Origin of the sequence: Nostoc sp. (assembly GCF_036919815.1) — a bacterium.
Lineage (GTDB): Bacteria > Cyanobacteriota > Cyanobacteriia > Cyanobacteriales > Nostocaceae > Nostoc.
Genome location: NZ_JBALCE010000014.1, coordinates 59,857 through 84,383, shown reverse-complemented (window position 1 = coordinate 84,383; position 24,527 = coordinate 59,857). Strand labels below are relative to the sequence as shown.

Below are 24,527 nucleotides of genomic sequence, written 5' to 3'. Positions count from 1 at the left end.
GAGCAAGCCTAACCGTATCGGCAGTGAAAAGAGTTATGCTTTAGGCGATCGCTTACATTACCGAAAGTACCTGTAAACATCTTTCCTGTGTAATACTCTTACAAAAAGCACTGCCCCCTCTGATAGTGCAATTCCAACTCTGTAGCCTCCAATTTTCATGCGATAATAGTTAAGCTAATAAAACATCTAAACTACAGAATCGAATTAAATCAAACTCTTGTGGGGTGGGCATCTTGCCCGCCTTAATTATCCAAGTTAAATGTAGAACAGCTTACCATCTGCTTAGAGTTTTTTAATATTACTTATATTTGCTAGATTTTCGGCGTTTTCTACTTCTTCAATAACCGCCTTAATCTTTTGAAGTAAAGCTTCGTTCCGAATATTATTTAAATCTTTCTCAAAGCTTTTTCTGAACTCTATATTCATCCTTTACTGTCCAAAATTTGGAAAATAACTTCGCGGCTGACAGTTTCAGTATTTTCACCTTCTTTAATAGCCCTTTCTAAGGCGATATCTTCCATAATTTGTGCGAATAAATGTTCAAGTACTTCTTTCTGCTCTTGAAGGACTTCAAAAATTGCTGTTTTCAACAGTTCTTTAAGTTTAATTTCATCTAAGTTCATTTCTGGCATATATCCTTCAATAGCTCCGTTTTACCTAATACTACCACTCGTCTTATTTAATCTTCTATATAATATCCAAGCACTACAATCAGAAGAAAATCACAAAGGGTAAAAGAGGGCTAGATACTACTCAAAAATGCTACAATCAATATGCATGATACTAAAAGTGAGTTAGATATAAATAGAGAAAATTAGCTTAATATTTGTATGCAGCAACTATCAATCCATAGTGTGGAGTTCCCAATCCATCTCAGTGCTAAAACAATTGCTCGACGTTTAAGTGTTACAGTTATGTGCCTCACCTTAGCAGGCGTTCTAAGTGGCTATTTCTGGCTCTCGAAATTTCCCTTCCCAGCTACCAAATGGTTTTACGAACTATTTAGCCTAGATGGAGAATTGAATATTCCTGCCTGGTATTCTTCATTCTCTCTATTATTTTGTTCGGGATTACTTAAAGTAATTAGCGCTATTAAGACGAAAGACCGCTATTTTGTTTACTGGAAAACTCTATATTTGATATTTTTCTATTTGAGTTTGGATGAAGCATTTAGTTTTCACGAGATTTTGATCGTTCCGTCAGTGCGACAATCGCTTCATCTCAATCCTGTATTTTTCCAAACCTGGGTTATCCCTGGTGCTGTTTTAGTGGTAGTTTTTGCATTTAAATATCTAAAATTTTTGCTCCATCTCCCTCCAAAGACTCGCTATTTATTTCTGATTGCCGCAGTTGTTTATGTGGGTGGAGGCTTAGGTATGGAAATGGTGGGTGGACTTTTGAGAGTAGATTTTGGGCGACGTACCCTAATAACCTTAATTGGCATATTTTTTGAAGAGTTTTTGGAAATGGTCGGAATTGTGATTTTTATTTATGCGCTGCTAGCTTACCTTAGCAGCTTGAAAGAAAGCATTCAACTGAAAATCTATATATCTAAAAACTAATATTAAGTCTACGCTTTCCTAACCTCACGCGCATCTGGACACAGAGCGATAAAATCTTGTAGTTCGCCGTTAGCGTTCGCGCAGCGTCTCCCCAACTCTTGGAGACGCTCCTTCGCGTTGGGAGAAGTTCAGAGACGCTCAAGGGACACGAGAAAGCGTGACGCTAACGGCCCAAGCCGCCGCTCCGACTTCTCTTGTGTGTCGCGCCAGTTGCTACAACTCTTGGAACCCCCGCAACGCACTGGCTTCTCTGCGCCTCTGTGGTAGCCTGCGGCAAGCCGAAGCGTCTACGTTATTTCGTAGACTTGTGCGTAAGTCTAAACTGAAGCGAACTGTATGCCCCTCCAAGCCTGTTAACGTGATAAATGAAGTCCTGTTGGTATTAAGGCAGATAATTTATGACAGCCAGAGAGCAACTTATTCAGGAAATTGAGCAGGTTTCAGATTCTCTAGTGGAAGAAGTGTTGGACTTCTTGCTATTTATAAAAGGTAGACAGGATCAGAAAAATTCCACATCTCATGGTGAGAAAAGCATTCTAGATCGCATGGGAGGAATTCCCCAGCATTTGCTCTGTGTTGGTAATTTGTCAGACCGAGACGTTCGCAGAGCAGTTATTGCATCGCGGATACAGCAGAGCCACCAACAGAAATCATGACCTATTATCCTACGATTTTGGTAGATACCTTCGTCAGCGATGCCTACGGTGGGCTACACCGGAGCACTAACCAGAAAACAGCGATCGCCTATCAACAATAAGGATGTTACGATATCTTTCACCAGCTGAATCTGACTTATGAAATTAGTTTGCTCCCAAAGCGATCTCAGTACAAATCTCTCACTCGTCAGTCGTGCAGTACCTTCACGACCAACTCATCCAGTACTTGCCAATGTGCTGCTACAAGCGGATGCTGAAACTAACCAAGTCAGCTTAACAGCCTTTGATCTCAGCTTGGGAATCCGCACCAGCTTTAACGCAGAGGTATGGCAAGGAGGCGCGATCGCACTTCCTGCTAAATTACTTGTAGACATCACCTCTCGTCTTCCAGAGGGTGAAATCACTTTAGACGATGAATCAGCCCTCACAGGTGCAACATCTACTGGCGAAGGTTTAATTGTCACACTCACACCCAAGAGTGGACATTACCAAGTACGAGCAATGGGGCCTGAAGAATTTCCCGAACTACCTGTAATTGAAAATACCGAAGTAATCCATCTCACCACCGCCTCATTAATTGAGGGCTTACGCGGTTCATTATTTGCTACGAGTAGTGATGAAACCAAGCAAGTACTTACCGGAGTGCATTTAACAGTTAAACAAGATACCCTAGAATTTGCAGCTACCGACGGACATCGCCTAGCAGTAGTAGAAACTAGCAACGAGCGTCCTCTAGGCGGAACTAGTCAGCTAGAAGTGACAGTACCAGCTAGAGCATTACGCGAACTACAACGAATGCTAGCTCATAGCGCCTCATCAGATGAACCTGTAGCTTTATATTTTGATCAAGGTCAAGTTGTGTTTGCATGGCAAAATCAACGCTTGACTAGTCGCACATTAGAAGGGCAATATCCTGCTTATCGACAACTAATCCCGCGCCAATTTGAGCGACAAGTCACAATTGAACGGCGACAATTTGTCAGCACTTTGGAACGGATTGCTGTGCTAGCCGATCAAAAAAATAATATTGTCAAGGTCAGTATTGACAGTGAAGCCCAAGAAATTACCTTATCTTGTGAAGCTCAAGATGTGGGCAGTGGTAGAGAGTCAATGCCGGCACAGATTTCTGGGGAAAACATAGAGATTGCCTTTAACATTAAATATTTGATGGAAGGCTTGAAAGAATTACCATCTTCCGAAATTCAAATGCATTTAAATCAAAGCCTAACTCCAGTAATTTTTACGCCACTGGGCGGTTTGAAAATGACCTATTTAGCTATGCCCGTGCAACTTAGAAGTTAAAAAAAATGTAGCGACTTTTAAGACAGTCGTTACACAAGTTTCTTTTTTCGTTTTTATCGTAAATAAAAGGGTTTAAGACCCCAACTATTACACGTAGCGCGGAGTCGGAGCCACTCCGCCTGGGATCAGTTTCAGTCGGGGTTTAAATCCCCTTATGTAAATGTCTTTAATTACGAATTACGTTAGCGAGTCATCTCCCAAGGGGAGACGCTAAGAGCGAACGAGCGTCATTACGAATTACGAATTATTTAAGATTTGGTGATTTGGCTGACCGGAATTTCAATCCAAAATTCTGTACCTAACCCTGGCTGAGAATCATATTTAAACAGACCACCGTGTTTATCTACGACAATCTGATAACTAATTGACAACCCCAAGCCAGTGCCTTTTCCCACTGCCTTAGTAGTGAAAAATGGGTCGCAGATTTTTGACTTCAGAGGCTCCGGTATTCCTGGGCCATTGTCTGCAATGCGAATTATTACGCTTTTAACATTGCCTTCAAGCTCTCCAAGAGCAGTACGGATGCTGATTTGATTGCTATGAGGATTTGATTGAGATTCTGTATAATCTTCTAGAGCATCGATCGCATTGCTTAAAACATTCATAAAGACCTGATTCAGTGGACCAGCATAGCACTCTACCAAGGGAAGGTCGCCGTACTCTTTGACTAATTTAATATCCAGACTTTCCCGTTTTGCTTTCAAGCGATGCTGCAAAATTAACAAAGTGCTATCAATACCTTCGTGAATATCAACTAGCTTTATTTCCGCCTCGTCTAGGCGAGAGAAATTCCGTAAACTCAAGACAATCTGACGGATGCGATCAACCCCAACTTTCATCGAAGATAAAGTTTTAGGCAAATCTTCCATGAGAAATTCTAAGTCGATCTCGAATGCGCGATCGCTAATTTCAGGGCTGGGGTTGGGAGTATTTTGCAAATAGAGGTGTAGTATACTGAGTAAATCTTGGGCGTAATCGTTGACATGATTGATGTTGCCATAAATGAAGTTTACCGGGTTATTAATTTCGTGGGCAACACCAGCTACCAATTGACCGAGTGAGGACATTTTCTCAGTTTGGATCAGTTGGGTTTGAGTTTGCTTTAAATCATCCAGAGCTAGAGCTAACTTTTCTGTCTGCTCCTTGGCCTGATTATGCAATTGGGCTTGTTGCAGTGCAACCCCTAGCTGATTGGCAATTTGAGTGATGAACTTAATTTCCGAGGCTTCCCAATGGCGGGGTGCAGAATTCTGGTAAACTGCTAGTAAGCCCCATAGCTGTTGCCCAATAAATATGGGTGCGATCGCATAAGCCCTTGCTTGAATTTGCTCTAGAGCCATAACGTGGCATTGAGCGTGGCCAGCTTGATAGATGTCATCGACTACAAAGGTTTCATTGTGACGATATCGCCCACCTTGGTTTTGCTGCAAATAACTATCTTCCCAAACTGTCTCAATATCCGAACCGACTAGCTTTACCCAGTTCTCACCTACAAATTCGGCGATATATTCACCACTCCAATCAGCCTGGAATCGGTAGACTGCAACTCGATCGACTTGTAGTGATTTACAGATTTCTTGGGTGGTTGTCTGAAAAATCGCATCTAGGTTAAGAGATTCCCTAACTTTGGCAACAACTTCAAACAATACCCGTTGTTGTTCTGCTGCTTGTTCCAAATCAACAGCCTGATGCTTGGTTTGTTCAAGTAAATCAGCTTGTTCCAGTGCTACAGAAAGCTGTGCAGCGACTTGGGTAGCGAACTGGATTTCTGAGGATTGCCATTCACGTGGTTGGTAACACTGGTGAATGCACAACAAACCCCAGAGTTCATTGCTTTTAGCCAGTGGCAAAACTAAATTGGCTTTAACTTGCAGTTGCTCTAGCATTTGGACATAACAAACATTTAATCCAGAGTTGTGGATATCAGCGATCGCATGGACACGTCCTTGACGATAGAGGGCATCATACTTCTTCTTAAAACAATTGTCTTGAATTTTTAATGTTAAAGCAGAAGTAAACTCTGGCAAAAGATCCTCTGAAACAATTTCACCTTCATCGAGTTCGGAATTCCGGTCAAAGCGATATACTATCACTCTGTCAGCATTCAAAGAGCGACGGACTTCACACACAGTTGCGGCAAAAATTGTCTTTAGATCAAGAGATTCCCGAATTTTGGCAACAACTTCAAACAATACCTGTTGTTGTTCTGCTGCTTGTTCCAAATCTAACGCTTGCTGTCGTGTCTGAGTTAGTAAATCAGCTTGCTGGACTGCTACCCCCATTTGGGCAGCAATCTGACTGAGAAAGTTAACTTCAGAAGCTTTCCATTGCCGAGGGGCAGTGTGTTGATAAGTTGCCAGCAAACCCCAAAGTTTTTGCCCAACAAAAATCGGAGCAAGCACAAAAGCATAAATTTGAAACTGCTCTAGATTGTCGATATGACACTGAGCAAACCCCATCTTGTAGATGTCATCGACTGCAAATGTTTCATTGTTGCGGTAGCGTCCTCCCTGTGTATTTTGTAAGTAGGTGTCATTCCAAACTGTATTAATACCTAGTTCGGACTGATTCGACCAGTATGGACTAGCAGCCTCGAAATCCCCGACAAATGCCCCACCCCAATCAGAATCAAAACGATAAACAGAAACGCGATCGGCTTTGATTAATTGACAAACCTCTTTAGTTGTGGTTTGAAAAATGGTATCTGTCTCCAAAGATTCCCGAATCTCGGCAATAACTTTAAACACAGCCTGTTGTTGTTCAGATGTCCGTTGTAACTCAATTGTGCGTCTTTTAACTTGTTTTTCTAAATTTTCATTGAAGACTTGTACCTGTTGGTATAGTTCATATTGCTGAACTGCTGAAGCAAAGTGTTTACCGAGGTCTCTAGCCAGTTCAATCTCTTCATCCGTCCATTTTTGAGCTTGTGCTTTTTTAGATTCGCGCCAAACCTCAAAGGACAAACGGGGGTACAGTTGTCTTTGATCGCTGTCATACTGCCCCGCCCAGAGAGTCTCTGTATCTATTTCGTCACGGAAAATACTTAAGTAGCCCAGCAACTGCTGATGATACAGGAGTGGGATAATCAACATACTGCGAATTTTAGTTGGTTGAAAAGCAACTTGCAAAGTTCGCAAGCTAGAAGTTTTATATATATCTAAAATCGCCCAAACATCGTAGTTACCAGACTTGTAGTGTTCCTGCCAGACACTATACTGCTCGATCAGTGGATATATAGTTTGTTCTGGCATCACAGGTTGCTGTCCACAGATATAAAGCTTGATACAACTATTTCCTGGTATTAAGCATTCTGTTAAGCTAGTGACGTTGCCATTGTGGAAATCAAAAGCTGCATTTCTAATGCAAAGCCTGCCACCAACACCATTAAAGGCAGCAACAGCCGCTTCTAGGGCTGGTTGTAATACAATTGTCGGTAATGAATGTAGTAGGGTAGCAACGCGGTTAATAATCGCTTCCCGTTCGGCTGTTTTGCGGACTTGAGTCAGAAGGGTACTTTGAGCGATCGCTACTGACAGTTGATCCACTACCATCTGTAGTGCTTCTAGTTCATATTCTGAAATCAAACGCGCTTCCGAATTATGAGACACCAGTAGTCCCCAAAGTTGATCTTCATAGAGAATAGGCGCTACCACAGAGGACTTTACCCCCATTGCCGTCAAATATTCAACATGACATGGGTCTACAGGGCGGTAACACATCTCCTCTGATATAGTTTCTCCATTTTCCAAGTCATGGAGGTGACTTTGACCAATCTCTTGAGTATCAACATTCACAACAGAACGCAATCGTGATTTAATAAATAGTTCACGGGCGGTGAGTGGAATATCATCAGCAGGGAAATTTAGCCCCAGTAGTGACGGCAAACGATTTTCGTAAATTGACTCAGCAATCACTTCACCACTACTATCGGCATGAAATTTGTAGATCATCACTCGGTCAGTTTTTAGTAGCGATCGCACCTCTGCTGTTGTGACTGTGATAATCTCTTCCAACTCTAAGCTTCGTCGAATCCGGTTTGTAATCCGGCGTAGCAAAGTTTCTTCATGGCGACATAAGAGCAAATCTTCTTCTGGGTTCGAGGTCATTGCTGATAACAAAATAAATTAATAATTAACAAAATGGCATAATGAAATCTAAAGCCATTTTGAGATTTATTTCCTCAATTTGTCTTCAGTGAAACTACGGGCAAATCATTAATAAAAATATTTATTTAACCTTTATCAAATTTCATCAAAATATCACAAAAACAGACGCTAAAAGAATGGCGTCTGTACTAGCTGCAATAAAAGATTCTGGTTTTTTAGTGTTGAGTTTTTGTCAAACATTGCCGTAGCAACAAACTTAAACTCTTGTATTCTCAGCAAAGCTAATTTTCAGATAGTCGTCTTCCATCTTTGCCCCTGCTGGTTGTAGTGCTGCTAAGGCTTGCGGTAAAACTAAGTTACGACGGTGGTTGCCAATAGTAATGTTTAATTCGTCTCCGGTTTTACTCAGTTGAACTTGGTTTTTAGGAATACCGGGTAAGTAAAGTTCTAAGCTGTATTGGTTTCCCTCTTGCACGACTCTAAGAGTCGTTTCTTTGTAATAAACCTGAGTCGGATCTTCATCTTTATAAAGGGTTTCCTTCAGGCGTTCTAATGCAGCCAATCCACACATTTCCTCAGAAAATAGGGGAACTTCTTTTACAGGTAGAGGGTGAAAATTATCATGAATTTCCTGGCGATATTGCTCCTGACTTTCCTTCCAACGTTGGAAAAATGGATCTTGGACAACGCTAGGGATAATCCGATTAGCTACTATTAAGTCTGTTGCAACATTATACAAACTCAGATAAGCATGGGCACGCAGAGACTCTTTAATCACCATCTTTTCGGGATTAGTAACCAGACGCACTGAGGTTTTAGTATTGTCTGTTAATACTTTTTCCAGAGCTTCAATTTGTTCATAAAACTCATAAGGTGCATCCATCACTTCTTTATCAGGTAGCGAAAAACCAGCAATTGGTCTAAAAAAAGGTTCAACCAGAGGCCGAAGTGCTACCGAGATGTTTTGAAATGGTTTGTAAAAACGGCGCATATACCAGCCACCGATTTCAGGTAAACTCAGCAACCGGAGTGCTGTGCCGGTGGGGGCTGAGTCGATAATTAAAACATCAAACTCACCTTCATCGTAATGACGTTTCATCCTTACCAAGCCAAAAATCTCATCCATGCCTGGTAAAATTGCCAATTCTTGAGCCTGTATGCCGTCTAAACCCCTTGCCTGTAAAACTTGGGTAATGTAACGTTTCACAGCACCCCAGTTTCCCTCTAGTTCTTGCAGCGCATCCAATTCTGCACCCCACAGATTTGGGCGAATTTTTTGGGGTGCATGTCCCAGTTCGATGTCAAAACTGTCTGCCAGGGAGTGAGCGGGATCTGTACTTAAAACTAATGTCTGATAGCCTAGTTCTGCACAACGCAGTCCAGTTGCAGCAGCAACGGAAGTTTTGCCCACTCCGCCTTTCCCGGTCATCAAAATTACACGCATAGATACTTCTGTCCTGCCTGAGGATTTTATTACATTTATTTACATTATCGACTGTTTAAGGAAAATAAATGCTGTTTAACCATTTTTAGGCGTGAAGACTATTCTTGATATAACCGTTAAGTTGACACCAATGAGTTTACCTGACAATTCAGGTCATCTGGAAAAGCCCATGAAAAATCTAACCCCCTTCCCGTGTCGGGAAGGGTGAAAATTCAAAGTCTCTCTCCTTCTAGGCTACCGTGTACACACAAGTCATCGAATTACCCAAAAATCTTGAAAAACCTCACCCTGGTTCTGCTACGCAAAACCTGTCCCTCTCCTTATTAAGGAGAGGGAAAGATTTAAAACGAGGGTGAGGTTTTGATTTGTGGGTTGTAGAGTCTACACAGTAGCCTTCTAGGAGAGAGATGAAGAAGAGAGGTTTTCCAGATGACCTGAATTGTCAGATGAGTTTACTTTTTATTCCAGAGACTTAAAAATGCTTGAGAGATGACTGGAGTCATCTGACTTTGTAAGTAAGTTAGTGCATCACGATTGTTTTGATTGTTGTCATCATAATAAGTGAACACATTCGTCAACTTGACAATCTCAGGATTTTGATCATTTGTCCCCCTCCATTTGTTAGTAAGTTTGTATAAAACGTCCTTGGGTATATTTTGTTGTAAATTATTTAGGGCTGCGATGTAAGAAGGATTTTGAGGATTCTTTTTGAATTGGAGCCACAAATCTATCAGCTTGAGTTGGGACTGGGGCTGCGGCTGGGGCTTATTTGTTAGACTAGATTGCTGTAGAATTTGACGCTGTTCAATAGTGGCAATGCCATTTTCAGTTAAACCCTGAGATTTCTGAAATTTCTTGACTGCTAAATAAGTAGCTGGCCCATAAAAAGCCTTGTCTGGAGGAATTTCGGCATTGGTTGCAAAACCGTGAAACTTCAATCTATTCTGAAGCCCTTGGACTGTATCTTCCATTACAGTTCGAGTCTCAGAGTTAGCGTTACCATCTACTAGAAGTTTTTGTGAATACTGTTTCTGAAACTTTTTAATCGCTTCTTCGGTAGGATCATCTGTTAAGGAGTTGTTATTCCGCTTCCAGGGAGCAAATTTAGTGAGATCCGGCTTAGGATCTATCTCAGGAGCTAAATATCCCAGCCCGATCAGTATATGACGGATGACTTCAGGGCTATAAACGGTCATGCTTTTTACTTCCTTTGCAACTAAACTACGATTTAATGTATCTGGTTTTACAAAAACTAAGTAAGTAGAAATAAACAAATCTAACATGTCTTGTTTATAAGGCGTTTCAAAAGTTAAGCGATGTGTGACGAGAAGCTGCTTCTGTAGGAGACCTTCGGCGTAAGCGACTACACACCGAGAAAAAGAAAGATGATTTTAAGTCTTGGTGGGCGATCGCGATCGCTTATTCTCAACTATTGATGATGATACTACGCAATGTTTACTTTACACCAGCTTGGAAGCGGCTCTCCGTAGTTGTGCGATCGCTCTGAAAAATGCCCACCTCGATCAGCAAGCGCAGACTTCTGCTGAACAATTGGAGCCATCGCTTTTAACTATTTCACCAACTCATTGCTCACTAGTCAAAAAACCAAACTCTGATTTAATATTCCAGCGATTACCGTCGTGAAGCAGCAGCGTTAATTTGTCAGCAGTAAACTCAAAATCCAACTGACGCTTTTCAAACTCTGGCCAAGCAGCTTTAAAGTTTTGCTTTGTTAAATCCCGAAACGCAACCGTTATATGGGGCGCAAAAGGGCGGGTTTTAGAAACCTTGTCAACAATTCCCAAGTTGCTTTCTATATAAGCCATTAAATCAGCTTGCAAAGTTAAAAGCTCTTGACTTATGACGACATTAATGTATATGACACGAGGCAGAAAGGCATCAAACCCCCTGAGTGTAATTGCTACTGGCTGTTGTCTACTAGCAAACTCCTTCAAGGATGCCTCTAGCAGTGGCAAGTTATCATCTGCCCATTCAAAGGGCGGTTGCAGGGTAATATGAGGCGGAGACTTTAGCGCCCCACTACTAGCATAGCGATCGGCAAAGTCCTGCTTAATCTGGTTGGCGTAGTCTTGAATGTCTTGCGGTGGTAAAAGAGCGACAAAAAAACGGCTCATCTATCTATTTATATTAATTATTTTTATTCCCTAATAGTACGCAAAACTACGCGCGGTAGGGGCAATTCATGTAGACGAAGGCTTCCCGTAGAGTAAATAGGACTTACGCACAAGTGAGTTACGGAATAACTAACCGCAGAGGCGCAGAGGACACGGAGAAATCAGAGTTTCAGAGATATTTTGCGTAAGTCCTGCTTAGTAATTAGCGATCGCTGGGAAAACTTAGGGAAGGCGGATCGAGTTGGCGCTTGGCAGAAAGGGAAAATCCGAATTCGCTTTGAATTTGTTGCTGACAAGCCGACACCAATAAAACCACTGATTCCTACTAATTCGACATCTCCACTGGATGATCTGCGATCGCACCTAGATATCTAATAGTCACAGATGCGTTGCCGACTCGCAGACAGTAGGCGAAATATCCATGATCAAGAAATCGCTGTAGTTCGTGTATATTGCTACTCAAACTCTACTCAAAATAGTAATAACTTAAACAGGATATCTGTTGTAACTGGAGTTAAGAAGCAAATGCCGTGGTTTGTAAAGATTGAAGAAGGCAAAGTCGATAAATCTACCTTTGACCAGTATGTACCTGCCCACAAAGCCTACATTCAAGACTTGATTGCTAAAGGACACAAAGCGCGAACAGGGTATTGGGCACAGCAAAGAGGCGGGATGTTGCTGTTTGAGGCAGCTTCAAAGGATGAAGCAGAAGCGATTGTAGCTGATGACCCCTTGGTGCAACACGGCTGCGTCAACTATCAGCTTTATGAATGGCGAATTGTTATGGAATAATCTACACTTACTGACTTTTAATGTTATGCTTTTAAAAGACCTGGATCTATGCGATCGCAACACCCAAATCTTGTCAGAACCGGAAGGTAGCAGCAACACGGGAGGCTTGTGGTAGGCGTAGTCTCCGGGTCGCCCTATTTTTAGGAGCGTTCAGCAACCATGCCTGGTTTTGGAGATATTGTTCAAAAAGCTTTTTACCTCGGTGTTGGATTAGCTTCTTACGCAGGTGAGAAAGCAGGGGGAAAATTAGCGGAAGTGCGATCGCAAGTCCAAAAACTGGCAGATGAAATGGTGGCAAAGGGCGAAATGAACACCGAAGAAGCCCGCCGCTTCGTTGACGAGATGATGAAGCAAGCCCAACAGCCCCAACCATCTGGTGAAACCTCTGAGAAAACACCCCCTTCTGAACCTCGCCGCATTGAAATTTTAGAGGAAGATGAAGAACCAACGGTGAAAGAGAAATCAGCTGATGAGAATGTGGATAAATTACGCGATGAAGTGCTAAAGCTGCAAGACGAGTTAAAACGATTGCAACGCGATTAATAAAAAGCATTATTGGATCAAAATATCAGTAATAAGTGGCACTTCAGAGAGAAACTTGATAAGATACATTGCCTAGTATGTACTCTAGTGCTTGAAGCCAGATAGTACAAACCGTCTTGTTTATAGCCTGGAAGGGCGTCAAGTTTATGGAACAGTGGCAAAAAGATTTAGTAGAAATGGTCGAAACAGTAGCTGATGAAGTAGAGCGTTTCTTGCTCGGAATGAGTGAAATGGTAGACGCTTTTTTTGAGCTAACGGAAGAAATGACCGAGCAAGTCCCGAACATTGTCACTGAAGTTGATCAGTATTTACAGGATTTTGCTGAACCAATGTTGGAAGCTTACTGGGAACTAGAAGAGATTGTAGCAGATGTAGATCCGGGTTTTCCTTATTCAGTTGAACCCACAGCCGAAAAAAATCCCGCCTGTATCGGTTGTAGTCACTACCACGGCCAAGTTTATAGTGGTAATTTGTTAGTTTGTGCCATGCATCCCCACGGTTGGGAAGATGAAAATTGTCCAGACTGGGAGAAGGAAGAGTATTAAGGGGGAGACGCGATTAATCGCGTCTGTACAATAATTACTAAAAGGACGTAAAGACAAGTAAAATAACAAAAGACAAAAGACAAATGACAAATGACAACTGATAAATTACCTGAAAGCGGATCTCAGGAAAGCCCAGAAATGAAATATGGCGAACGCGACATTGCCGAAGGTAAACTAATTACTTTTCCGAATCCGCGTGTGGGGAGGCGATATGACATTAACATTAGTTTGCCAGAATTTACTTGTAAATGTCCGTTTTCCGGCTATCCTGACTTTGCGACAATTTACCTTACCTATGTGCCTGATCAACGGGTAGTAGAATTGAAGGCACTTAAGCTTTATATTAATAGTTACCGCGATCGCTATATTTCTCACGAAGAATCTGCTAATCAAATTTTGGATGATTTTGTCGCTGCTTGTGATCCCTTGGAAGTCACGGTGAAAGCAGATTTCACGCCTCGCGGCAATGTGCATACTGTGGTTGAAGTGCGCCACCAAAAGTAATATCATCACTAATCAGCGCAGACGGTATTAATCGGCTTTATTCAGCAATTTTCTTTGCAGCTGTCTGCGCTTGAATTACAACTTTTTTAGATAAAGGAATATATCCAAGTTCCAAACTGGATTTTTGCCCCTCAATCAAAGCCCAATCAATAAAGTTTTTCAGCACTTTAGCCTTGACTCGCTTTGGATATTGGTGATAAGTTAAAAGCCAGGTGTAAGTGACAATGGGATAAGACTGGGCACCTTTAGGATCGGTGATAAAAGCAATCAAGTTATCGGCGGGTAATTTCACTTCCTCTAAGGTTTGAGCTACAGATTCTGGTGTCGGCGTAATATAATTACCAGATTTATTTTCTAAAGCAGCCATAGGAAGTTTATTTTGTTTAGCGTAAATATACTCTACATAGCCAATAGCTCCTGGTATTTGTTGAATCAGGGCGGTAACACCTTCGTTACCCTTTCCACCAATTCCCACTTGCCATGCTACAGATTTACCAGCCCCAACTTTGCTTTTCCATTGTGGACTTATAGCACTTAAATGTTGCGTCAACACGCTCGTAGTTCCACTACCATCAGTTCGGTATACAAGCTGAATCGGTAAATCGGGCAAACTTACGCCTGGATTAGCTGCGGCTATTCTCGGATGATTCCAATTTGTAATTTTTCCGAGGAAGATATCTACGTAAACTTGGCGTGGTAGCCTGAGAGCAGTTGGCACTTTGACTTGAGGCGACTGGTGTACAACTGGTGTGAGGTTATAAGCCAGCACAATAGAACCGGCAGTTATGGGTAAAGCAATGACTCCGCGTTTTATCTTGGCTGCTTGTTCATTTGTAATTCCCACATCACTAGCTGCAAAGTCTACAGTACCTTCGATGAGCTGTTGCACTCCTGCACTGCTCCCTATTGCTTGATAGTTAATTTCCACATTGGGATTTTTGTGGTTGTAATCTGAAAGCCAGCGCTCGTACAAAGGCGCGGGAAAACTAGCCCCGGCACCAATGAGGGAAACACGCTTTATGTTTTTCTGATTGGCGGTGCAAGAAAGGATAGTTAAGAAGATAGCGATTAGGGGTAGAAGGTAAATGCGTCGCTTGGATTGAAGTTGAGCAGATAGAGAAATCTTTTGTTCCAATGTTTAATAAATACCTCTTGTGATTTTCAAATTTGTAGCGGTGTGGGTGTGATTAATTGTAAATAACTTTTAAACGCATAGGCGCTTCTCTACGAGACGCTACGCGAACGCCTTCCCGCAGGGTAGGGGCGCAAAGTAAACCGCAGAGGAACGCGGAGGATTACTTCTCTGCGAGACGCTTTGCGTAGCTTGCTTCCACGTTCGCGGAGCGTCTCGTAGAGAAGTGGTATGCGTTCCTATGGAGTTTAAATTTTAATTGCTGTTTCTTTTTGCTCACCTTTTGGCTGTGAACTTAGGCGATCTAAAATCTCTAAAATCTCTTGTTCAAAAGCAACTTGGGCGCGATTAGTTTTGCCACCAACATACAAGCGATCGCCTTTTTGCAATGCCCATATTTGTGAGTGGGAGAAGTAACTCATCACCACACCCAGCATTAGCAAACCAAACCCTGAGTAAACTATTGGTATACCTGGATCGGCTTTAATTTGTAAGCCAGTGCTGCCAATGACTTCGATAATTTTCAGCTTCACGCCATTGATTTCGGTGAACATCCCAGCGCGGACAGTATCAACGAGTTTGCCAGTGGCATCATAAATTAATACCATCCCTTGCAAGTCTTTGGCTAACAGGGAAACACCTTCACTCAAATCCGGTTTTGTCGGAACCCAGGTTCCCCAAATGCGCCCGTTACCGTTGGTGTTCAATTTTGCCATCGGTAACTGAAAAATTGGGCTGTTGTTAAATTGGACGCGAACAGCTGCAATTCCCCAATCAGTTTGATACAAAGTTACGCCATGATATCGCAAAGGCTCGTTGACAAAAATCTTTTTGTGGTCAACTTCCTTTCCTTGATTATTTAAGACAGATAAATCTGAATAAAATTGGTCAATGCCTCCAGATGCAGTATAGTCAATCCAAAAACGATTGACTCGCACAGACCAATCTTTCGGGACTTGGGCTGCTGCTAAGGGACCTGCATCTACAATATTTGTCACTTTAAATGTATTACCACTGGCAACCATTTCTTGAGCAAGAAATCCAGTCATCGCCCCCCAAATTCCCCCTAGCAAAATAGCGACGATGCCAATATGAACGATAATTGGCCCGATGCGTCCGACTATTCCCTTGCGGGCGTAGAGGAGATTTTCTTTTTCTTGATCTGGAAAAATTTTATAGCGGCGTTTCTGTAATATTTGAGTGAGATAATTCAAAGAACCAGTATCTAGTTCTGCACTCAAAGCTAACTTTTGAAATTGCCGTGGTTCTTCATAATATTTCCAGCGCTGGGCAGCTTTTAAGGCTGGTAACTGACGGGTAAATGAACAAGCAGTTAAGCTAGTGCCAAATAAGATAAGTAATGCCAGAAACCACCAAGTACGATATACGTGGTCTAACCCAACTACCTGAATTACCTTCCAAGTTAAGAAACCAAATAAAGCTGGATGTTCTGGGTAGTTAGCCTGGTAGAATCCGGGTGACTGACCTTGTTCAATTACAGTACCGGTGGAGCTAAAGATTGCAATCAATAGCAGTAGTGCGATCGCTAGTCGTAAGTTAGTCAATACAGGCAAAAGCTCTTGTCGTAAGAACTGCCCAGGTATCGCCCACCATTTTAATTCTTTTGATGCTGAATCTTCTAAAGTCATTACGTGTAAAATCTAAAAAAGTGTTGATATTAAAAACTGCCAAGAGGAATCCGAGAAATTAAGGAAAATACACCGAATCCTACCAACAGCGCCCCGCTAACTGGGTTAATCCAACCAGACCAGCGCCGCAATTCCAGTAACTTTTTAATTGAAGCTGTAAATGTACCCGCCAAAATCAAGGGTGCTACATAACCGGCTGTGTAAGAAAGTAGCAAAACAGCGCCTAAAATTAAGTCTTGTGTATTAGCAATCCAACCTAGTAAGCTGGCTAAAACAGGTGTGCTACAAGGGGATGCAACTAAGCCGAAAGTCAGCCCCAGCAAATAGGAACGCAATCCAGGTGGTAAATCTGGCGAAATCCAATTTGTTTCACCCAAGGAGGGAAATTGCAGAGGTAGTGCTTCTAATAAGTTCAGCCCCATGAGAATGGCGATAATACTGACGATAATCGGCAAACCAATTCCTATTTGACCATAGACTTTTCCCACAAAAGCTGCTATAATACCAAGCCCTGCCAATGTAGTTGCTAATCCGAAAGCAAACCAAGTTGATTGGGCAGCTGCTTGCAGGCGGCTTTTCGCTTCATAGCCACCGATGTAACCAATGGTAATTGGCAGCATAGAAAGCATACAGGGTGTGAGACTGGTGAGCAAGCCAGCTGCAAAGATGATACCAATACTCGCCACGCTCAAGTGTGTCAGTTGGTTAGAAACAAGGCTGTTGGCAAATTGTTCTAGTTGGTAAATTTGGGTTTGCAGGTTATCAAGCATGGAAAGTTTCTGAGCGGGAAATGCTTACTATGCTTGAATTGTAGCTTATTTTTGGCTGTAGAGTCAGTAGAACTCATTATCTGAACCTGATATCATCTAAATTTAACCTGTCCAAAGAAATGTATCTAAAATACAATTAATCTCACATTATCCCTGAAGAAGCACGCCTGGAGTATTTGGCATGATGATTGCATTACCCGGATTTGAAATTGTCACTTTGTTAAAAGCAGGGGTAAAAGCAGTCATATACCGTGGAATTAAGGTTAAAGATCAGTGTCCAGTAATTATCAAAGGGCTACGTCCAGAACAGTGTACACCGAATAATATTGAACAACTCAAACATGAGTATGCGATCGCTCAAAGGTTGAACACCGCAGCAGTAGTCAAAGCTTACGCCTTAGAGATGTACCAGGGAATCCCTTATTTAATTATGGAGGATTTTGGCGGGCGATCGCTCGACCATTTGCTCGACCAATTTCAACAGCCTGTTCCGTTTCTAAAGATTGCCATTGAAATCACCAGTAAACTCGCACAAATCCACGCTTATAACATTGTCCACAAGGATATTAAGCCGCAAAATATCTTAGTTAACCTCGAAACTAATCAGGTTAAAATTGCCGATTTTGGAATTGCTGCCTTCATTCCATACCAACAGCAAATAGTTAGCAGTTCCAGTCGTATTGAAGGCAGTTTACCTTATTTGTCACCTGAGCAAACCGGGCGGATGAATCGAGGAATTGACCATCGCAGCGATTTATATTCTCTGGGAGTCACCTTTTATGAGATGCTCACAGGTCAGCTACCATTTCAAGGCAAAGACCCTTTAGAGTGGGTGCATTGTCATATTGCCAAATCTCCGCTATCCCTTAGAAAGCTGAACTCTGATATTCCCCAGATGCTCTGTGAGATAATTATGAAATTGCTGTCGAAGGTGGCAGAACATAGGTATCAGAGCGCTTTAGGTTTGCAATTTGATTTAGAACGGTGTTTAAAGCAATTGCAGACAACCGGACAAATTCAATCCTTTGTTTTGGGTGAACAAGATATCTCAGATCGCTTTCAAATTCCTCAAAAATTGTATGGGCGAGAACAAGAGATTGCAAAGCTTCTCCAAGCATTTGAGCGAGTTGTTAGCCAAGGAAAACCAGAAATAGTTTTCGTCTCTGGCTATGCTGGAGTTGGTAAATCTTCTATTGTGAAGGAGATTCACAAGCCCATTGTTAGAGAACGCGGTGCTTTTATCTGTGGTAAGTTTGATCAGTATAAACGAGATATTCCTTATTCCACCATTGTTCAAGCTTTTCAAACACTCGCGCGACAAATTTTAACTGAGCCTGAAGATCAACTTGCTACTTGGAAAAAGCGAATACAAGCAGCATTAGGAAACAATGGTAGACTAATCACAGATGTCATTCCAGAAGTTGAACTAATCGTTGGAGAACAGCCTTATATCCCAGAGTTGGGGCCTGCTGAATCTCAAAACCGATTTAATTTAGTATTTCATAATTTTATCAACGTCTTTGCTCAAAAAGAGCATCCACTCACTGTTTTTTTAGACGATATGCAGTGGGCAGACAGCGCTACTTTGAATTTAATTCAAACTATAATTACTGGCTCTAGTATCAAGTATCTCTGCTTTATTTTTGCGTATCGAGATAACGAAATAGATATTGTACATCCCTTCAATTTGATGAGAGAGAAGGTTCGCCAGTCTGGAGCAATAACGAGTGAAATTATTCTGAAGCCGTTGAATCTTGTCTATGTAAATCAGTTAATTGCTGATACCTTACATAGTTCAGCAGAACAAGTAGAATCCCTTGCTCAATTAATTATCCAAAAAACTGACGGTAATCCTTTTTTTATCAATGAATTTCTCAAAACGCTGCATCAAGAAAATTTACTGAATTTTTACCCCCCTCAATCCCCCCTTACTAAGGGGGGACAGAGGAGGGTAGGGGTTTGGCAATGGAATCTAGCTGAGATTGAAGCCCAAGGTATTACAGATAATATTGTCAGTCTGATGATTGGGCGAATGCAAAAACTGCCCCTGGCAACTCAACAGGTGCTTAAATTAGCCTCGTGTATCGGGAATCGCTTTGATTTAGAAGTTTTAGCGCTCGTTGGGGAACAATCTATTGAAGAAACGAGAAATGCACTTTTTGAAGCAATTTTAAGAGGATTAATTATCTCCATTGAGTCAGATGAAACTGCCCAGAAAAACTATCGTTTTCGTTTCTACCATGATCGAGTTCAACAAGCTGCTTATGCCTTAATTTCCGATGAATCAAAGTCGGCTGTTCACCTGAAAATTGGGCGACTTTTGCTGAATAATGCTAGTCAGGAACAAGTGAATGAGCAAATTTTTGATTTAGTTAATCAGCTTAATCTCGCGGTGGATCTGATTATTGAACAAATCGAAAAAGATGAATTGGTACGATTAAATTTAATCGCTGGTAAGAAGGCAAAAGCTTCTACCGCTTACATTCCTGCTAAAAAGTTTTTTAGCGTTGCTATGAATCTTTTGGCTGAAAATGCCTGGATTGAACAATATGAACAAACATTTACTTTATTTAGAGAACGGGCTGAGTGCGAATTCTTAACAGGAAATTTAGAGCAAGCGGAAGAATTATTTGAGCTACTATTGCTAAAAGCAGAATCTCATGTGGACAAATCTAATATTTATATACTGCAAATCAGACTCTATCAAGTTGCTGGTAGGTATGAAGAAGCGCTGACATTGGGATTAGAAGCTTTAAAACTTTTTGGGGTAACATTTCCTGATTCTAATGAGCAAGTACAAAGTGCGATAGCGAAGCGCAGCAGCGAAGCGCTGATCGCTATTGAGAAAAACCAAGTATTAATAAATTTAGGTGATAGACAAGTCTCTGATTTAATTAATGCTCCAGTAATCCCAGATCCAAATATTAAGACACTAATTAGTCTGTTGACGACTTTGGGACCACCTAGTTATCTCGGTAAACCTGATATCTTTCCCTTAGTTGTACTCAAAGCAGTTAACTACTCACTGAAGTTTGGGAATACAGAAGATTCCTGTTTTGCTTACAGTATGTACGCGATGTTATTGGTTTCCATCTTCCATGATATTCCTACAGGCTACGCATTTTCTGAGATGACAATTCAATTAAATGAAAAGTTGCATGACTTGAAACTTAGAGGAGTTGTTCTACACATTCATGGAAGTCATATCAACGTTTGGCGTAACCATATTGCTAGCGATATTCCCTTTTTAGAGCGGGGATTTATTGGCTGTGTGGAAGCAGGCGATGTGACGATGGCAAACTACAACGGCTATCAAGCTTCCTGGCAAATTATCCAGTTAGGCTCTCCACTTGCAGATACATACAAATCTCTAGAAAAATACACCGCATTCGCCCGCCAGTCTAAACATGAGACAATCAGATTACAGCAAATGCTACTGATGAATCTGCGCGGACTCACTCACCAAAACCTGACTCTAAGTGATGATAATTTTGATGAATCACACGCACTATCTGTGATTAAAGATGCAGGTTTTGTCAGTGGGATTATTTTTTATCACATTATTAAATTAATTATCTTTTTTACATATCGACAGTATACAGAAGCACTCAATTCTGCTTTAAAATTATCCAATTTTCCAGTTACAACACTGGCATTACCAATTGAAACAGATTATGTTTTATATTACTCACTGACTCTAACGGCTCTTTATCCAACAGTAACTTGTCAAGAACAAAAACAGTTTTTGCAAACCTTAGAATTACATCAGCAGCAATTGCAATACTGGGCTAACCACTGCGCTGCAAACTTTTTACATAAGTCTCAATTAGTAGCTGCTGAAATAGCTCGGATTCAAGGTAGAGACTTGGAAGCAATGCGCCTGTATGAGCAATCAATTGCTTCAGCCCGTGAGCAGGGATTTGTGCAATATGAAGCTTTGGCTAATGAGCTAGGCGCTAAGTTTTACTTAGAGCGGGAGTTTGAATTAATTGCTAAAACCTACTTGCAAGCGGCGAAAAATGCCTATATGCGCTGGGAGGCGATCGCTAAAGTCAAGCACCTCGAAGAATGTTATCCTCAGCTATTGCCACAACAACAGCATATCTCTAATGGAACCTTTATTACTACAGGTGAGCATTTAGACTTTTTGTCAGTAGTTAAAGCCTCTCAAACTATATCTCGTGAAATTGTTTTTTCACGGTTATTGAAAACATTAATGCAAATTGTCATTGAGCAAGCAGGAGCAGAAATCGGTTATTTATTGCTTGAACACGACGAAAATCTGGTGATCGAAGTAGAAGCTAAGGTTAATCCCCAAGCAGAAAAGCTGAATGTTTCTCGGCCAAGATCAAAGGGTGAAATTTCACAAGTTCTTCCTCAATCAATGCTGAATTATGTGCAGCGAACTCAAGAAACAGTGATTTTGCAGAATGCCACTGAGCAAAATCTGTTTTCAAAAGACGAGTATGTAATTCAAAAGCAACCTAAATCTGTACTTTGTTTGCCGATCAATCGTCAGTCTAAATTACTTGGAATTTTATATTTAGAAAACAATCTGATCTCCAGCGCCTTTACACAAGACAAACTTTCGGTACTGGAAATCTTGACAGTTCAAATTGCCATTTCGCTAGAAAATGCTCGTCTTTATCAAGGTCTAGAAGACAGCCAAGCACAACTAAACTTGGCGTTAAAATCTGCTCAAATCGGTGTTTGGAGTTGGGATATTCCCAATGATCACTTCGACTGGGATGAGCAGATTTATCAACTATTTGGATTAACACCTCAAACATTTGCCGGCACTTCCGAAGCACTTTTAAATCGTCTGCATCCTGATGATCGAGGATTGTTGGCTCAATCGTTGAGTCGAGCAATTAACGAAGGTGTGGAGCATAATTTAGAATATCAAATTATTCGAGATGACGGCACTATCCGTTACTTAGCCTGCCGGGGAAAAGCCTTTTTCAACGAAGCAGGGAAAGCCACACACATGAGTGGCATTGTGCTGGATATCACCGCTCGCAAACAATCTGAAGCCGAACGTATCCAACTAATTCAAGAGCAAACTGCCCGACAGGAAGCAGAAGCCGATCAGCAACGAGCAGAGTTTTTGGTTAAAATCAGCGCAACACTCGCCTCTTCGCTAGATTACGAAAGTACGCTAGCAAGCGTGGCCAACCTAGTTGTCCCTTACTTCGCTGATTGGTGCAGCGTTGATCTTTTGCAAGAGAACCAATCAATTAATCGGGTAGCAGTTGCTCACCGAGATCCAGAGAAAGTAAAACTCGGTTGGGAACTTCATCAGTTTTATCCTAGAAGGTTGGATGCACCTGAAGGTGTGCCGAAAGTGATTCGTACAGGACTTGCTGAAATGGTAGCTGAAATTTCAGATGCAGCCCTAGCAGAAGCGATCGCAGATCCAGAATATCTGCGGATTCTGCGTGAACTTGGTTTAAAGTCTTGTATAATATTGCCCTTGGTGGCACGCGGACGGATCTTTGGTGCTATTTCCTTTGTGACTGCTGAATCAGAACGTCGTTACAGCACAGCTGACTTGTCACTAGCAGAAGATGTTGCCCATCGATCTGCGATCGCCATCGATAATGCCCGCCTTTATCAAGAAGCGCAGCAGGCACAAAAAACAGCAGAAATAGCCCTGGAGCGTATTGCCCGTCTCCAATCCATCACGGCTGCTCTTTCACAATTGCTGACACCAGCCCAAGTATCTGAAGTCATTGTAGAGCAGAGCATGGCTGCCTTGGGAGCCAGTTGTGCCTTTGTCGCCTTGCTGAATGAAAGTAAAACTGAACTAGAAATTGTGCGGGCGGTTGGCTATAACCAAGATTTGGTGAATACTTGGCGTAATTTTCCCATAGATTCACCCTTTCCCTTAGCAGAAGTTGTACGGACTGGGCAACCTATTTGGGCTGAACCAACAGAAATGCGGGTAGCGAGCTACCCGCATTTAGCCCAAATGTATGCCCAATATGACTTTGAAGCCTGGATTTCTATTCCATTGATGGTAGAAGGTTGGGCAGTTGGCGCTATAAGTTTGGGATTTGCCCACTTTCAAGAACTTAGTGGAGAAGATCAAGCGTTTATCTTGGCTGTTGCTCAACAGTGCGCCCAAGCGATCGCTCGCGCCCATCTCTACGAAGCCGAACGAACGGCACGAAACGCGGCGGAATCCGCAAATCGCATCAAAGATGAATTTCTCGCTGTGCTGTCCCATGAACTGAGAACACCGCTTAACCCGATTCTGGGTTGGGCAAAACTGATGCGAAGCCGCAAACTTGATCAAGCAACAAGCGATCGCGCCCTAGAAACCATTGAACGTAACGCCAAGTTACAAACCCAATTAATTGAAGATTTGCTTGATGTTTCCCGCATCCTTCAGGGTAAACTTAACCTTAACTTCGACCCGATTAATTTGGTATCAGTGATTGAAGCTGCGATCGAGACTGTGCGTTTATCAGCACAGGCCAAGTCTATCCAGATTCAGACAATTCTTAAATCTGGTGTTGGGGAAGTTTTAGGCGATGCCAATCGATTGCAACAAGTCATTTGGAATATCCTTTCTAATGCGATTAAGTTTACTCCCACCGGGGGAGAGGTAAAAATTAAATTAGAGCAAGTTGATTCACAGGTACAAATCTGCGTCACTGACACAGGGAAGGGAATTGCACCTGAGTTCTTACCTTATGTCTTTGATTATTTCCGTCAAGCAGATGGTGCCACAACTCGAAAATTTGGCGGTTTAGGTTTAGGATTAGCGATCGTGCGGCATCTTGTAGAACTTCACGGGGGAACTGTTCAAGCAGAAAGCCTGGGCGAAGGACAAGGAGCAACTTTCACCGTCAAACTTCCATGCTTAGAAGATGAAAGCAAAGGAATCAAGGATGAAAAAAATAACTCCTCACTTGTGGCGACTCAGTTCTTGCCCTTGTCTGGCTTAGAGATTCTCGTAGTCGATGATGATGCAGATATGCGAGAGTTTTTGCCCTTCATGCTGGAACAGTATGGTGCAAGTGTTACCGTTGCAGCCTCAGCCATTGAAGCTTTAACTGCCCTGAGTCAATCCCAGCCAAATCTGATCATTAGCGATATCGGGATGCCAGAAATGGATGGTTATATGCTGATGCGACAGGTGAGGAGTTTGGAACCAGAACAAGGCGGGACAATTCCGGCGATCGCTTTAACTGCCTATGCTGGCGAGATGGATCATCAGCAAGCGATCGCTGTCGGATTTCAACTGCATATTTCCAAGCCTGTAGATCCAGAAGAATTAGTCAAGGCGATCGTCTTATTAGACTTATGACGAGGATCAAAAGTGGATTAATCCACTTCAAAGACTCATTAACTGAGTTCAAAAGATCAACAAGCCTCAGAA

General features: G+C 42.0%; 18 protein-coding genes and 1 other RNA gene. 10 read left to right on the top strand and 9 right to left on the bottom strand.

Annotation, left to right across the window (positions count from 1 at the left end; genetic code table 11):
- Positions 1–282: 282 nt before the first annotated feature.
- Both V7K15_RS04875 and V7K15_RS04870 read right to left on the bottom strand, forming a co-directional pair.
- Positions 283–426, bottom strand: a complete 144-nt coding sequence (locus V7K15_RS04875; RefSeq protein ID WP_334903509.1) for a hypothetical protein — start codon at positions 424–426, stop codon at positions 283–285.
- Positions 423–632: a hypothetical protein gene (locus V7K15_RS04870; protein WP_334903508.1), complete on the bottom strand. Its 210-nt coding sequence runs from the start codon at positions 630–632 to the stop codon at positions 423–425. The genes V7K15_RS04875 and V7K15_RS04870 overlap by 4 nt, the downstream gene beginning before the upstream one ends.
- Before the next feature lie 198 nt (positions 633–830).
- Between V7K15_RS04870 and V7K15_RS04865 the strand changes: the two genes are divergently transcribed.
- From V7K15_RS04865 to dnaN, 3 genes are all read left to right on the top strand, one after another.
- Positions 831–1,562, top strand: a complete 732-nt coding sequence (locus V7K15_RS04865) for a hypothetical protein (RefSeq protein WP_334903506.1) — start codon at positions 831–833, stop codon at positions 1,560–1,562.
- Between the two features lie 398 nt (positions 1,563–1,960).
- Positions 1,961–2,218 (top strand): hypothetical protein, encoded by a 258-nt coding sequence (locus V7K15_RS04860; RefSeq protein ID WP_334903503.1) that lies wholly within the window; start codon positions 1,961–1,963, stop codon positions 2,216–2,218.
- Between the two features lie 138 nt (positions 2,219–2,356).
- Entirely contained in the window at positions 2,357–3,520 is a 1,164-nt protein-coding gene (dnaN, locus tag V7K15_RS04855; protein ID WP_334903501.1) for a DNA polymerase III subunit beta, read from the top strand.
- A gap of 248 nt (positions 3,521–3,768) precedes the next feature.
- Here dnaN and V7K15_RS04850 read toward each other — a convergent pair whose 3' ends face one another.
- The 4 genes from V7K15_RS04850 to V7K15_RS04835 all read right to left on the bottom strand — a co-directional run bounded on the left by V7K15_RS04850 (position 3,769) and on the right by V7K15_RS04835 (position 11,205).
- On the bottom strand, positions 3,769–7,626 hold the full coding sequence (locus V7K15_RS04850; protein ID WP_334903499.1) for a GAF domain-containing protein: 3,858 nt from the start codon (positions 7,624–7,626) through the stop codon (positions 3,769–3,771).
- 256 nt (positions 7,627–7,882) lie between these two features.
- Positions 7,883–9,070, bottom strand: coding sequence for a TRC40/GET3/ArsA family transport-energizing ATPase (locus tag V7K15_RS04845; RefSeq protein WP_334903497.1), 1,188 nt, complete (start codon positions 9,068–9,070; stop codon positions 7,883–7,885).
- A 452-nt stretch (positions 9,071–9,522) separates the two neighbouring features.
- Positions 9,523–10,353, bottom strand: a complete 831-nt coding sequence (locus V7K15_RS04840) for a peptidoglycan-binding domain-containing protein (protein WP_334903495.1) — start codon at positions 10,351–10,353, stop codon at positions 9,523–9,525.
- A gap of 300 nt (positions 10,354–10,653) precedes the next feature.
- Positions 10,654–11,205: a 2'-5' RNA ligase family protein gene (locus V7K15_RS04835; RefSeq protein ID WP_334903494.1), complete on the bottom strand. Its 552-nt coding sequence runs from the start codon at positions 11,203–11,205 to the stop codon at positions 10,654–10,656.
- 180 nt (positions 11,206–11,385) lie between these two features.
- Here V7K15_RS04835 and V7K15_RS04830 point away from each other — a divergent pair, with 180 nt between their 5' ends.
- From V7K15_RS04830 to queF, 6 genes are all read left to right on the top strand, one after another.
- The gene (locus V7K15_RS04830; protein WP_334903492.1) at positions 11,386–11,580 is read left to right on the top strand and encodes a KGK domain-containing protein; all 195 of its coding nucleotides are present in this window, start codon (positions 11,386–11,388) and stop codon (positions 11,578–11,580) included.
- Positions 11,581–11,730: 150 nt separating this feature from the next.
- On the top strand, positions 11,731–11,997 hold the full coding sequence (locus V7K15_RS04825; RefSeq protein WP_334903491.1) for a YciI family protein: 267 nt from the start codon (positions 11,731–11,733) through the stop codon (positions 11,995–11,997).
- 37 nt (positions 11,998–12,034) lie between these two features.
- Positions 12,035–12,131: signal recognition particle sRNA small type (gene ffs, locus V7K15_RS04820), an RNA gene on the top strand.
- 25 nt (positions 12,132–12,156) lie between these two features.
- Complete coding sequence (locus tag V7K15_RS04815; RefSeq protein ID WP_334903489.1) at positions 12,157–12,540, top strand: phasin family protein; 384 nt, start codon at positions 12,157–12,159, stop codon at positions 12,538–12,540.
- 146 nt (positions 12,541–12,686) lie between these two features.
- On the top strand, positions 12,687–13,085 hold the full coding sequence (locus V7K15_RS04810; protein WP_334903487.1) for a hypothetical protein: 399 nt from the start codon (positions 12,687–12,689) through the stop codon (positions 13,083–13,085).
- 90 nt (positions 13,086–13,175) lie between these two features.
- Positions 13,176–13,589 (top strand): preQ(1) synthase, encoded by a 414-nt coding sequence (gene queF, locus V7K15_RS04805; RefSeq protein WP_334903485.1) that lies wholly within the window; start codon positions 13,176–13,178, stop codon positions 13,587–13,589.
- Between the two features lie 37 nt (positions 13,590–13,626).
- Here queF and pstS read toward each other — a convergent pair whose 3' ends face one another.
- The 3 genes from pstS to V7K15_RS04790 form a co-directional block, all read right to left on the bottom strand.
- The gene (gene pstS, locus V7K15_RS04800; RefSeq protein ID WP_334903483.1) at positions 13,627–14,724 is read right to left on the bottom strand and encodes a phosphate ABC transporter substrate-binding protein PstS; all 1,098 of its coding nucleotides are present in this window, start codon (positions 14,722–14,724) and stop codon (positions 13,627–13,629) included.
- Positions 14,725–14,969: 245 nt separating this feature from the next.
- Positions 14,970–16,370 (bottom strand): cytochrome c biogenesis protein, encoded by a 1,401-nt coding sequence (locus tag V7K15_RS04795; RefSeq protein WP_334903481.1) that lies wholly within the window; start codon positions 16,368–16,370, stop codon positions 14,970–14,972.
- A gap of 29 nt (positions 16,371–16,399) precedes the next feature.
- Entirely contained in the window at positions 16,400–17,140 is a 741-nt protein-coding gene (locus V7K15_RS04790) for a cytochrome c biogenesis protein CcdA (RefSeq protein WP_334903479.1), read from the bottom strand.
- A gap of 181 nt (positions 17,141–17,321) precedes the next feature.
- Here V7K15_RS04790 and V7K15_RS04785 point away from each other — a divergent pair, with 181 nt between their 5' ends.
- The gene (locus V7K15_RS04785) at positions 17,322–24,455 is read left to right on the top strand and encodes an AAA family ATPase (RefSeq protein WP_334903477.1); all 7,134 of its coding nucleotides are present in this window, start codon (positions 17,322–17,324) and stop codon (positions 24,453–24,455) included.
- Positions 24,456–24,527 lie beyond the last annotated feature (72 nt).